13 protein-coding genes are annotated in these 11,760 nt (G+C 70.9%); 7 read left to right on the plus strand and 6 right to left on the minus strand.

Going from position 1 to position 11,760, the window contains the following annotated elements:
* Nucleotides 1–12 precede the first annotated feature (12 nt).
* The gene (locus tag D4B81_RS07130) at nucleotides 13–1,713 is read left to right on the plus strand and encodes a sensor histidine kinase (protein ID WP_122261743.1); all 1,701 of its coding nucleotides are present in this window, start codon (nucleotides 13–15) and stop codon (nucleotides 1,711–1,713) included.
* Nucleotides 1,710–2,336 (plus strand): response regulator transcription factor, encoded by a 627-nt coding sequence (locus D4B81_RS07135; RefSeq protein WP_122261744.1) that lies wholly within the window; start codon nucleotides 1,710–1,712, stop codon nucleotides 2,334–2,336. The genes D4B81_RS07130 and D4B81_RS07135 overlap by 4 nt, the downstream gene beginning before the upstream one ends.
* A gap of 474 nt (nucleotides 2,337–2,810) precedes the next feature.
* Here the strand turns inward: D4B81_RS07135 and D4B81_RS07145 are convergent, their stop codons facing one another.
* The 3 genes from D4B81_RS07145 to D4B81_RS07160 form a co-directional block, all read right to left on the minus strand.
* Nucleotides 2,811–4,340, minus strand: a complete 1,530-nt coding sequence (locus D4B81_RS07145) for an AAA family ATPase (protein ID WP_122261745.1) — start codon at nucleotides 4,338–4,340, stop codon at nucleotides 2,811–2,813.
* A 130-nt stretch (nucleotides 4,341–4,470) separates the two neighbouring features.
* Entirely contained in the window at nucleotides 4,471–4,953 is a 483-nt protein-coding gene (locus D4B81_RS07155; protein WP_237565871.1) for a GNAT family N-acetyltransferase, read from the minus strand.
* A gap of 268 nt (nucleotides 4,954–5,221) precedes the next feature.
* The gene (locus D4B81_RS07160; protein ID WP_122261747.1) at nucleotides 5,222–5,764 is read right to left on the minus strand and encodes a TetR/AcrR family transcriptional regulator; all 543 of its coding nucleotides are present in this window, start codon (nucleotides 5,762–5,764) and stop codon (nucleotides 5,222–5,224) included.
* 90 nt (nucleotides 5,765–5,854) lie between these two features.
* On the opposite strand from D4B81_RS07160, the gene D4B81_RS07165 reads away from it, so the two are divergent.
* Nucleotides 5,855–6,682: an SDR family oxidoreductase gene (locus tag D4B81_RS07165; protein WP_122261897.1), complete on the plus strand. Its 828-nt coding sequence runs from the start codon at nucleotides 5,855–5,857 to the stop codon at nucleotides 6,680–6,682.
* 118 nt (nucleotides 6,683–6,800) lie between these two features.
* On the opposite strand, the gene D4B81_RS07170 is transcribed toward D4B81_RS07165, so the two are convergent.
* Both D4B81_RS07170 and D4B81_RS18465 read right to left on the minus strand, forming a co-directional pair.
* A complete protein-coding gene (locus tag D4B81_RS07170) occupies nucleotides 6,801–7,205 on the minus strand; it encodes a class I SAM-dependent methyltransferase (RefSeq protein ID WP_202613610.1) in 405 nt (134 codons plus the stop codon).
* Nucleotides 7,127–7,303, minus strand: a complete 177-nt coding sequence (locus D4B81_RS18465; protein WP_202613625.1) for a hypothetical protein — start codon at nucleotides 7,301–7,303, stop codon at nucleotides 7,127–7,129. The genes D4B81_RS07170 and D4B81_RS18465 overlap by 79 nt, the downstream gene beginning before the upstream one ends.
* A 186-nt stretch (nucleotides 7,304–7,489) precedes the next feature.
* Here D4B81_RS18465 and D4B81_RS07175 point away from each other — a divergent pair, with 186 nt between their 5' ends.
* Both D4B81_RS07175 and D4B81_RS07180 read left to right on the plus strand, forming a co-directional pair.
* Complete coding sequence (locus D4B81_RS07175; RefSeq protein WP_122261748.1) at nucleotides 7,490–8,149, plus strand: Type 1 glutamine amidotransferase-like domain-containing protein; 660 nt, start codon at nucleotides 7,490–7,492, stop codon at nucleotides 8,147–8,149.
* A gap of 104 nt (nucleotides 8,150–8,253) precedes the next feature.
* Nucleotides 8,254–8,775: a uracil-DNA glycosylase family protein gene (locus D4B81_RS07180; RefSeq protein ID WP_122261898.1), complete on the plus strand. Its 522-nt coding sequence runs from the start codon at nucleotides 8,254–8,256 to the stop codon at nucleotides 8,773–8,775.
* A gap of 39 nt (nucleotides 8,776–8,814) precedes the next feature.
* Here D4B81_RS07180 and D4B81_RS07185 read toward each other — a convergent pair whose 3' ends face one another.
* Nucleotides 8,815–9,504, minus strand: a complete 690-nt coding sequence (locus tag D4B81_RS07185; protein WP_122261749.1) for a hypothetical protein — start codon at nucleotides 9,502–9,504, stop codon at nucleotides 8,815–8,817.
* Nucleotides 9,505–9,662: 158 nt separating this feature from the next.
* On the opposite strand from D4B81_RS07185, the gene D4B81_RS07190 reads away from it, so the two are divergent.
* Together D4B81_RS07190 and D4B81_RS07195 are read left to right on the plus strand one after the other, a co-directional pair.
* On the plus strand, nucleotides 9,663–11,009 hold the full coding sequence (locus D4B81_RS07190; RefSeq protein ID WP_122261750.1) for a sensor histidine kinase: 1,347 nt from the start codon (nucleotides 9,663–9,665) through the stop codon (nucleotides 11,007–11,009).
* On the plus strand, nucleotides 11,006–11,680 hold the full coding sequence (locus tag D4B81_RS07195; RefSeq protein ID WP_202613611.1) for a response regulator transcription factor: 675 nt from the start codon (nucleotides 11,006–11,008) through the stop codon (nucleotides 11,678–11,680). Before D4B81_RS07190 ends, D4B81_RS07195 begins: the two co-directional genes overlap by 4 nt.
* Nucleotides 11,681–11,760 lie beyond the last annotated feature (80 nt).

Genomic DNA, 11,760 nt, shown 5'->3' on the forward strand with positions numbered 1-11,760 from the left:
CATCATCGACCCATGACCCACGACGCGTTGGTCAGGACGAGCGAGATCGCGGTCACCGCGGTCGTGCTCGTCCTGGCAGTGCTCCTGCTCGGGTCACTGCGACGAATGCCGCGCAACCGTCGGTGGCTCGTCGTGCTCGCGTGCCTGCTCCTGTATGCCGTCATCGTCGTGCCGGGTGCAGCCGTCCTGTGGTTCGCCGCCTTCCCGCTCCTCGCCGGCGTCTATCCGGATGGCGTGATGACCCCGCGGTGGTTGTGGCTGCCGGTGGGCGCCCTCGCCCTCGCGGCGGTCGGTGACCTCGCCACGGGGGGAATGTGGAGCGAGAGCCCGTGGTGGGCGCTGGTGGTCAACGGCCAGCTGGTGCTGCTCCTCGCCCAGGTCTACCGCTACCGGCGCCGGTCCTCGACCGCGGAGCGGGCAGCGGTGCGCTGGGTCATCCTCGGCACCCTGCTGACGATGGCGTCGTTCGCGGCCACCCAGGCCGCCTACGGGTCCATCGGGGAGGGATCGACCGGCTCGGTCGTCGCTGCCCAACTTGCCGTACTTCCCCTGCTCGTCGCGGTCGCCGTGGGAGTGCTCGCCCCGCGAGCGCTCGACGTCGACGAGTTCCTGCGGGCCACGGTGGTCTCGCTGGGCACCGTCGCTGCACTGGCCGCCGTCATGCTCTCCCTCACGGCGCCGGTATGGGTGCGTCTCGTCACCGTCGGCGTCGTCGCAGCACCGGTCGCCCTCGGCATGCTCCACGTCGGCGACTGGCTCATCTACCGGGGGCGTCCGGACCCCGACCGAGCCGTCACGCGGATGTTGTCGGCGCTCAACACCCCCACCGGCCAGCACGACACGCCGAGCACGGTCCTACAGGCGTTCACCAGCGCGCTTTTCCTGGACCGCGGGCGCATCAACGGCTCGTGGTTCGAGCCCGTCGAGCTAGGACCGCAGGTGCCCACTGCATCAGACTCCGAGAGCTTCCCCGTCATGTACCGCGGCGAGGTGCTGGCCGTTCTCGAGCTGCCGCCGCGGCGCGGCGAGAGCACCCTCACGCGCCGCGACAGGCGAGTCCTCGACAGGCTGCTCGCTCAGGCCGCCCCCGCGCTCGACGCGGCGCGCACAGTCGTAGCTCTGCGCGACTCCCGCGCCCGCACGGTCGCCGCCCGCGAGGAGGAACGGCGACGGATCCGCCGCGAGCTGCACGACGACCTCGGCCCCACGCTGTCGGGCATTGCGTTGAGCGCCGCCGCCCTGGCCACCCGCACCGGCGATCCCGAGGCTGCCCAGCTGCACCGCGAGGTGAGGATGGCCGTCGACCAGTCCCGCGAGCTGGCCTACGGCCTGCGGCCGCCGGTGCTCGACGACCACGGGCTCGTCGCGGCCCTGCAGGACCGGGTCGGTGGCCCCGATGTGCGAATCGACGCGCCCGATGATCTGAACCTCCCGGCCTCGGTCGACCTCGCGGCGCTGCGCATCATCCAGGAGGCTGTCACCAACGCCCGCAAGCACGGGGCCGCGCCGGTGCTCATCCGGCTGCGACTCGACGACGGCTACCTGAGACTGACGGTGAGCGACGCCGGCCCGGGGCTACCCTCCGATGTGCGCGCCGGCATCGGAATGTTGTCGATCACCGAGCGCACTGACGAGATCGGCGGGACCGCCCGGTACGACCGGGAGGCCAAAGGGTGCCACCTCCTCGTCGACCTCCCCCTGGCAGTGTCATGACCACCGTGGTCGTCGTCGATGATCACCCCGTCTTCCGGCGTGGGCTCGTGACGCTGCTGACGGCGTCGGGTCACGAGGTGGTCGGGCAGGCCCGAGGTGGCCTGGAAGCGCTCGAGGTCGTCGCGCAGGTCAGGCCGCAGGTCGTGCTCATGGACCTGTCCATGCCCGACGGGGACGGCTTCGAGGCCACGGCCAGGATGACGGCCGAGCACCCGGACGTCGCGGTCCTCGTCGTGACCCTGTTCTCGGATGAGGCCTCAGTCGCCCGGGCCCTGCACGCCGGAGCAGCCGGCTACCTCGGTAAGCACGCAGAGCCCGAGCACCTCATCGCCGCCGTCGAGGCCGCCAGTGCAGGTGCGTTGTGGATCGGTAGCGGCGTCGAGCGACCCTCATTCGCGGCTCGTCCCGGCGACGAGCAGGCAGCGTTGCCGGGCGGGCTCACAGCCCGCGAGCTCGTCGTCGCCGACCTGCTCGCACGGGGCCTGCCCAACCCCGCTATCTCCGCACGGCTCGGCCTGTCGACCAAGACCGTCGCCAACTACGTCAGCGCGATACTCCTGAAACTCGCCGCAACCGACCGGGCGGATGCCGCGCGGATCATCCGCGGCCACCTCGGCCTTTGAGTCGACGAGAGCACCTGCAGGGGCACACCGGCTCCGCCGCACCTGGACATGCACGTCGACCTCATTGCGGGGATCACCGCCCCAGCGCACCGAGCGACTCAGGACAGAGGGCATTCCGCCGGCATCACGCTCCGCACCAGGCAAGGCTGGTTGCCGAGTCGGACCAGCAGCAGTCCGACGATCGGACCAGCAGTCCGACGATCAGCAGTTCGTCGAGGCCGTCACCGCTCCTGGGACCAGGAGTGAGGCGCGGCGAGCTGTGGACCGTCGCCGGGGGGTGTCTACGGCCCCCAAGCCGACGCCCGCGTTGATCGTGCAGGCCGACGTCTTCGCAGACACCTCCTCGGTGACCGTCGCACCTCTGACGACCACGCTGGTGGATGCTCCACGACATCCGACCCTTGCCGCCGGCCGGCTCCTTCGTCGTCGCGGTCGTCAGGGTCTGGAGCCTGCACAGCTGGGGCCGTGGTCGCCTCATGGGGGCGGGGACGACGGCGCGAGCCCAGGACCGGCCGGTGACCAGCCTCCCGAATACTGCTCGCGCGGTGCGGCAGAGGTGTCGTCGTGGCTCCCGGGCTCGGCGCCCAGGGCGCGCCTCGTCATGCGATTGCGCGAGTCGAGCAGCTCGTCCAGTCCCGCCTCGAGGTCCGCGTCCGTGAGGGTGGGTGACACCTGGTCAGGGTCACGCTCGAGGGAGACGAGCGCCGCGCGCCGCAGCAGCTCCTTGGCGAAGGAGGCCGTCGTCCCGTCGGAGCGCTCGACGGCTGAGTCGAGCGCGGACTCGCTGACCTTCCAGCCCAGGTCCGCCCGGTAGAGCAGGAGCAGCTCGCGCCGTGCCCCTGCGTCGGGCAGCTCCATCTCGACCGCCTGGTCGATGCGTCCGGGGCGGGTGGTCAGGGCCGCTTCGAGCAGGTCGGCGCGGTTGGTCGTGAGCACGAAGACGACGTCGGCCTCGGCGGCGAGTCCGTCCATCTGGTTCATCAGCTCGAACAGCATCGGCTGCGCCTCGTGAGCCATGTGCCGGTCCATGGCGATCAGGTCGACGTCCTCGACCACCACCATCGCTGGCTGCAGGTTGCGGGCGATGGCGCACGCCTCGCCCACGAACCGCACCGCCGGTCCGCTGATCAGCAGCACGGTGGTGTCGGGCAGCAGCCCCATGAGGTGCCGGATCGTGTGGGTCTTGCCGGTGCCCGGCGGGCCGTAGAGCAGGACGCCACGTCGCAGGTGCTGCCCGCCGGCACGCAACGCGTCCCGGTGCTCGGCGACCGTGAGCACCTGGCGCCGGATCTGGGCCAGCACCGCGTCGGGCAGGACCAGGCGCTCGCGCGGGACGTGCGGTCGGGTCTGGAAGGTCAGCAGGCTCGCGCCACGATCCTGCCCGAAGATGTCGTCGCCGAAGCTCACCACCCGGCCGCGGAAGACGTTTCGCTCGATGACCAGGTCGCGCAACCGCCCGGCCACGGCCTCGGCGCGGGTGGTGTCCGAGGACAGGACCTGCACGTGGACGCGACGGTCCATCATCTCCCCCGACCGCACGAGCATCGCCAGACGGGTGCCGTCCGGGTCGGTCACCAGCAGGACTCCCGTGTGGATGCACCGCAGCGTCTCCCCGTCCGGTCCGCTGGGCAGGTTCACGGTCGCCAGCCCACCCAGTCGTACGGGACTGAAGTCGGACCCCAGGTGCAAGAGCTCGCTGAGCCCGAACTCCATGTGCTGGAAGCCCGTCAGGCCCACGACCTCGGCATGGCGTCCCGGCTCCGCCAGCCAGGCGTCCAGCGCCCGCTGCACGTTGACGTGGTCGTAGATCGGCCAGCTGTCGTCGACCACCGGCGCCTCGTCCAGGTCTCCCACGAACGACCGCAGCCGCCGTGCGACGTTCGGCTGCTCATCCGCCCTGGCCACCTTCACCGTGTGTCGGACCGCCCGGTCGACGAGCCGTCGCAGGTCGCGCAGCTCGAGTGCGGGGTGCCCGTCCGTGGTCCGCTCGTCAGCGAGGCTCATGCACCGAGTCAACCAGACGCGATCACCTCAGCGAGGTCGTCGACCGTGTCCAGCGCGAGCACGAGTGGGTCACGGTGACGCGTAGCGGCAACGGTCGTCCTCAGCCCGGACGTGCACGGCCGACACAGTGTCAGCGCACCATGCGGATCTCGACGAGCCCATCCAGGTCTTCGTCGATCTGCTCCGTGCCGTCCTCCTCGAAGCCGTTCTTCTCGTAGAAGCGTCTGGCGCGTCCGTTCTCCTTGGCCACCCAGAGCTGCGCCGGCCGTCCACGAAGACACTCATCGATCAGGCTCTGCCCGACACCGGTGCCGTGCAACCGCGCTAGGACATACAGGGCGAACAGTTGCTCCTCACGGACGGGCGGGTGGCCCTGGTGATCGACCGCGTCCCCCCGGACGGCGAAACCCACAAGCCGCCCGGCATCTCTTGCGATCCTGATCCGCTCCACTCCGCCTGGTTCCGTCAGGCGTTGCGACCACATCGCCTGCCGCCGCACCCGTGCGGCGTCGTCGTAGAAGTGCTCAGGGAGCAGACCCCCGTAGGCCTCACGCCACGTCTGAACGAGGACAGCGGCCAGGTCGGCCGCGTCGTCCAGGTGCGGCGCAAGCACGGCAACTGTTCCTCGTGCCATCCTCGCTACCCCTTCCTGGTCCGCCATGGGGGGGCCCGGTCAGCTGCACCAGGGCAAGTCTGACGCTCCCCGCGTCCGCCCACAACCGCGCCGGAGAGGGCACACGGGCATGCACCTTGTCAGCGTCGGCGCCGGTGGTGAGCAGCCTGGCTGCAGCTACCTCGACACCCTCGGTGTCGAGATGTCCCCCCACATCCCCAGAACGGCTGTCGAGTGCGCGCTGTCCTCGCAGACGGGGGACAGGAGTTCAGGCCAGGGCGGCGCGGACGACGAGCTCGAGGATGGGCCGGATATCGCTGTCGTCATGGCGGGCGACGCGATGCAGGATCAGCCCCTCCGCGCACGCCATCACGGCGCGGGTCGACGCGACCGTCTCGCTGGCGCCCAGCTCCCGAAGTGCCTTCTGCAGGGTCGCCTCCCAGGCCGCCCGACCCCGACCCAGGCTCTCCCGCAGGGCGGGGTTGTGGCTCGCCTCCATGAAGAGGACGAGCCGCGCGCTGGTCAGTGTCCGCTGGTCCTCGGTGGTGCGGTCCAGGAGCATCACGAGGGCATCGAGAAGCTCCTCGGCCGACCGGGGGGCGAACGTCTCCCGTATCCCGGAGACCTCCCGCTCGAGGATGGCGTCCACCACCCCGCTGAGCAGGGCGTCCCTCGTCCGGAAGTAGTTGGAGGTGGACCCCGGCGGGAGGTCCGCCCGCTCGTCGACCCGGCGGTGGGTCAACGCCTTCAGGCCCTGTGTCCCCAGCAGCTCTATGGCGGCGTCCAGGGCGCGGTCGCGCAACGAGTTCACCTGGTCACTATAGGAGTAGTGACACGACCGAACTACGCGAGTAGTGTGTCCGGTGAGGCGGGGTGCGCCTGCCGGAGAGGGATGCCCACCATGCCATCGGTACTCGTCACCGGAGCCGGCCGCGGGATCGGCGAAGCCATCGTGCTGCGACTGGCCCGCGCCGGGTGGACGGTCTTCGCCGGCGTGCGCGCCGACCCCGCCGACGACGGCCCCCGTCCCGACGACCTCGACATCAGGAGGGTCCTGCTCGACATCACCAACGACGCGCACGTCGCCGCTCTGGCCGACCACCTTCCTGACCGGCTGGACGCCGTCGTCAACAACGCCGGCATCGGGGTGCTGGGCCCGGTCGAGGCCGTCTCCATCCCAGATTTCCGCAGACAGTTCGAGGTCAACCTCTTCGGCCAGGTAGCCGTCACGCAGGCGGTGCTCCCCCGGATCCGTGCCGCCGGCGGCCGGATCGTCTTCATCTCCTCCACCGGCGGCCGGTCGCCGGTGCCCCTGGAGGGCGCGTACTGCGCGTCGAAGTTCGCCCTGGAAGCCATCGCGGACGTGCTCCGGGTAGAGCTGCGGCCCTGGCACGTCGACGTGTCTGTCGTGGAGCCCGGCCCCACCGACACCGGCCCGTGGCAGCAGATCCAGTCGTTGTTCCACGAGATGGAGCAGGGTATGGCGACCAGTCACCGCGAGCTGTACGCGCAGCACATCAGCGGCATCCTCAAGCTGGTCAGCGTGCTCCAGTCCCGGACGGTGCCACCGGACGTCGTCGCCCGGGTGGTGGAGCAGGCGCTGACCGCGCGCCGACCACGTGCCCGCTACGCCGCCGGTGCCCAGGCGCGGGCGATGGTCACCATGAACGCGGTCCTGCCTACCCGGCTCAACGACGCCATCGGAGCCCGTCTCATCGGCCTGCGGTGACCCACCCCACACGAGCCGGTCGGCCCCCCGGTCACGACCAACCTCCGTGAGGATCACACCCTGGTCGCCACCACCATGTACCCCTCCGCCTCCGGATCGAACGTGCTCGTCTCGACCCTCAGGCCGACGCTGTACAGCTGCGATCTGAGTTCGTCGTATCGATAGGGCCAGCAGGACAACAGTTCCGAGCGGACGAGGACCGACCCATCCGGGTCGAACTGCGCGACAGCAACTCGATGTGGTGCTCCTGCTCCCAGTGCGGCGCGATCTCCCAGCGGTAGATGACGAGGGCATCGCGCCCGTTCCGGCGGACCAGCTCGTCACGGACGTCCAACCGTGACATCGACTCCAGCGCCGCCATCCTGCCTCGAACGCCCTCGGCATGGTGAAGTGAGTTGCCCACGCAGAACACCATGTCGAAACTGGCGTCGTCGAGATGATCGGTCAACTGGTGCCAGGCTGCCCGAACCGTTCGCAACGATGCACCGAGTTCCTCAGCCAGCTCACCGGTGCGACGAACCATTGCCGCGCTGGCGTCGGTCGAGCGAAGTCGGCTGGCGTCAGCTTCTCATCAGAGATGAGCCACTCGTACACCTCCGCCAGCACGCCGTAGCCCGACACGACGACCACCTCCGTCAGCGCGACAGACTCAAAGGGGCCACCAGCACATCAGTCAGGCGAGCGAGGTGACCACCACTTTCCCGCAGGAGATCCGTCCGCTCCTGCCACGCGTGCGTACGATGACTCGCGGCGTGGAGCCACCTACTCAGGTGCATGCACCTTCGTCGTCGACATCTTGGAGGCACTGTGAAGCTGCTGCTGACATCGGGCGGCGTCACCAACGCGAGCATCCGCTCCGCCCTCGATCACCTGCTCGGCAAGCCGGTCGCCGAGTGTCATGCCCTCGTCGTCCCGACGGCGCAATGGGGACACCCGATGGGCGGTCCGACCTCGGTGCAGGGTCTCCTGGCTGCCGACGACCGTTCGCAACACCTGTCCGGCCTGGGGTGGGCGTCGCTCGGGGTCCTCGAGCTCACCGCGCTGCCCACCATCGGCGCACAGCGATGGCTCCCCTGGGTCCGGGAGGCCGACGTGCTCCTGGTCGACGGTGGGGACGCGACGTACCTGTGCCACTGGATGCGCGAGTCCGGCCTGGCCGAGCTGCTGCCGTCGCTGCGCGACACGGTGTGGGTCGGCGTCAGTGCCGGAAGCATGGTGATGACGCCCCGCATCGGCAACCTCTTCGTGGAGTGGCCCTCGGCACCTGATGACCGCACCTTGGGGGTCGTGGACTTCTCGATCTTCCCGCACCTGGACGCCTTCCCGACCAACACCCTGGCGACCGCACAGCGGTGGGCAGACGAGATCGGTGTCCCCGCCTACGCCATCGACGAGCAGACGGCCATCGTGGTCGTCGACGGCGCCGTCGAGGTGGTCTCCGAAGGCAGATGGAGGAAGTTCGGATGAGGAGCGCCCCTGCCTGCCGGCGCGTTCGTTCTCCCGCTCGCGCAGAAGGAGACGACGTGCGCGCCGACGGGCACCCCGCAGCTCACCGGACCACAGTCCAGTGGATGGGCGAACCCGTCCTCACGCTCGAGGACGTCTGGCCCGCGCGTCCCCGCGCTGTCATCGTCGGGCTGAACTCCACTCCCACCAGTGTCGCTGCCGGCCACCACCACCAAGGCCGGTTGGCCCAGAGGCAGCTCCTGCGCCTGGCCGACGCCGGACTGTTTCGACGCCCACCATCTGGGGGGACGTTCTTCGAGCGCGTCGTGCTCGACGCTGACATCGGCCTCACCGACGTCGTGAAGCGCCCGACGTGTGCGGAGAAGCACCTGAGCCCTCGTGAGATCGAGATCGGTCGTCAGGCGGTGAACGCGGAGCTGGAGGCTCGACGTGTCCCGCTTGTCGTCTGCCTCTTCAGCCGCCCCGTGATGGTGCTGCTCGGGAGCAGCGGCCGACCCGGCTTCCAGCCGCGGACGACGTCATGGGGAGCCCGCGTCTTCCGCATGCCCGGACCCTTCGCGCCGGTGGACGAGGTCCGCGACGTCATGGAGGATCTGTCGCAGGGCATACCAGCTGTCAGCGGGTGATGGCGGTCACCGAGTCCGGTGCGGGGGACAGCCGGACTCTCACCGATCCGACGTGACCTGGCTGTCCCGCATCGCCTGGACCCTGACGGCGACCCCACCGTCGGAGGAGGTCGCCCGTCGAGAGGCTGACCAGCCGATCACGGCCAGGGCTGCTGCGGCGCTGAGGATCCCGGCGATCTCGCCGGCCTTGACGGTGAACTCGGTCGTGAGGAACACGCCGATGCCGACCACCCAGAGCACCAGCGGGAGGAGGCTCCCCAGCCCGGCGCGGCGAAGACCCAGCGCGAGCAGCAGGGGACCGATCAGGAGGCAGGGCAGGGTCAGCAGGAGCGGGATGAACTCAGCTCCACCGCCGTCGTCGAGCACCCGGACGGCGACGTCACGGGGCACGTCGTCGTCGGTGACACGCAGGAAGAGCATGTTGAAGGCGGCCCGTCCGGCGACCAGCCAGACGCCGCCGAGCGCGAGCATCGGGGCGCCGATCCTGATCAGCGTGGAGCCGCGGCCCCGCACGTCGACCAGGGCCCTGGACAGCGCGAGCGCACCCAGCACGAGCAGGCAGCCGGCGACGACGAGCAGCCCCGCCGACCACGCCTCGAGACCGCGTGCCGCGACGACGGCGTCATACCGCTGCGGTGTCTGCAGACCCATGTCGGGCAGCAACGCCTGACCGAGCAGCCAGGCGAGGCCGCCGGCGCCGAGCAGGATCATCGGGGAACGGAACGTCATGAGAGACCTCCATCGGAGCAGCTGGACAGTCTCCAGCGTGCTGCGCAGCCAGGGGGCGCGCGCTGGTGCCCGGTGCCGAGGTGGGGTGGAGCGCGGTCCACCTGGGTCGTGCACCCAGCTGCACCCTGCACGTGCGCCCGGCAGCCGATACTGAGGCCATGAACGTGGACGCGGGCGTGGCGGTCCCGCTTCTCGGCTGGCTCTCCAGCGGTCTGGCCGCGGTCGCGCTGACCCCGCGCAACCGGACCGCGCGAGCGTTGCTGGCAGCAGGAGTGCTGCTCGTCGGTTCCTGGCTCTGTGAGGGAGCGGCGGCCGGCACCGACGGTGCCAGCGCCTCGGGAGCGTTCCTGCGGGTCCTGACCGACGTGCTGTTCCTCGGTGGGCTCGCGTCGGTCGTCGCCGTGCTGTCCACCTACCCGGACGGCCGGTTCGACCGGGCGTGGACGCGCGTCGCCACGCAGGTCCTGGCCGTGCTGGCCGTCCTGGGCCCGGCGGCCCAGCTCGTCGGCTCCTCCGAGCTCGTCGTCGGCGGGGAGCCGAGCACCGCCGCGCCCAACCCGTTCGCGATCGACGCGCTCACCCCCCTCGGCGCTGCCGGAGGAGCTGTCGTCGCGTCGGAACCGGCGTGGCTGGTGCTGGGCGTCGGCATGCTGGGTGCGCGGTTCGTCCGGTCGTCGCCCGCCGACCGCCGCGAGCTCCTCCGCCCCCTGGCCGGCGCGGGCCTCCTGGCGGTTCTGCTCGTCGTGGTGGTGACGAGCTGGGTGACCGACACCGCGGTCGCCGTGTCGGTCCCGTTGTTCCTCCTCGCCCTCGGCCTGTTTCCCGTCGTGCTGCTCGTCGGCATCTCCGCCCAGAGCCGCCGGCTGGCCGGTGACCTGGCCGCGTCCCGGGGACGGCTGGCGGCTGCGGAGGACGAGGTGCGCCGTTCGATCGAGCGCGACCTCCATGACGGGGTTCAGCAGCAGCTGATGGCCCTGCTCTCGCTCACCGACCTGGCCGCCCGGCAGCTGCGACGAGATCCGGTCCGCGCGGAGCTCACCCTGGCCGACGTCCGCAGCCAGGCCAGGGACACCGTCGAGGACCTGCGGGAGGTGGTCTCCGGGATCCGGCCTCCCGTGCTCGCCGACTCCGGCGTGGTGGCGGCGCTGGAGAGCCGGCTCGCCCGCCTCCCCGAGACCGTGCAGGTCGACGCCGACGCGGCGCGCGGGATGCGCTGGCCGCCGGGGATCGAGGCGACGGCCTACTTCGTGGCCTGCGAGGGGGTCAGCAACGCGCTGAAGCACGCGTCGGGCGCCCGGGTCCGGGTCACGCTCGAGGGTGACCCCGACCAGCTCGTCGTCGAGGTCCGCGACGACGGCCCCGGGCTGGGCACCACCGCGAACGGGACCGGGCTGGCCGGTCTGCGCGACCGTGTCGAGTCGTGGGGCGGGACCTTCGAGGTCCGGACCGACGCCCCCCGCGGCACCCTGGTGCGCGCACGTCTCCCGGTCGGAGCGCTCCGGTGAGCACGCTGCGGATCGTCGTCGCGGAGGACAACTACCTCGTGCGCGAGGGGGTCCGACGCCTGCTCGACGACGGCGACGACGTGGTGGTGGTCGCCGACGCGGCGAGCGCGCCGGAGCTGCTGCAGCGGGTGCGTGAGCACCGGCCCGACGCGGTCCTGACCGACATCCGCATGCCGCCCGGGCAGAGCATGGACGGCATCGAGGCAGGTATGCAGATACGCCAGGAGTTCCCGGGTGTGGGGGTCGTCGTGCTGTCGCAGCACGCCGACGCGGCCTACGCTCGGGCGTTGTTCCGCGACGGCACCTCCGGGCTCGCCTACCTCCTCAAGGAGCGGGTGGGGGACCGAGACGAGCTCGTCCGTGCGCTGCGGACGGTGGCCTGCGGCGGGTCGGTCGTCGATCCCCGCATCGTGGATGCCCTGCTGAGCGCCCAGCAGCACCGGGTCCGGTCCCCGCTCCAGTCGCTGACGGCCCGGGAGGTCGACGTCCTCCGGGAGATGGCCGCCGGCCGCACCAACCCCGCGATCGCGCGCGAGCTGCACGTCTCCGAGTCAGCCGTCAGCAAGCACGTCGCCTCGATCTTCGCCAAGCTGCACCTTTCGGACGACTCCGCGGTCGACCGTCGCGTCCGTGCTGTCCTGGCCTACGTCACCGGGCAGTCCGGGGGGTGACGCCGCCGGCCGTGTCAGCCGTCGTCGCCCGTGACCACCCTGCGCTGGGCACTGGTGCGCCCGGTGCTGACGTGGTTCCC

It is taken from the genome of Ornithinimicrobium cerasi (assembly GCF_003702705.1).
In the GTDB taxonomy this organism is placed as follows: domain Bacteria; phylum Actinomycetota; class Actinomycetes; order Actinomycetales; family Dermatophilaceae; genus Ornithinicoccus; species Ornithinicoccus cerasi.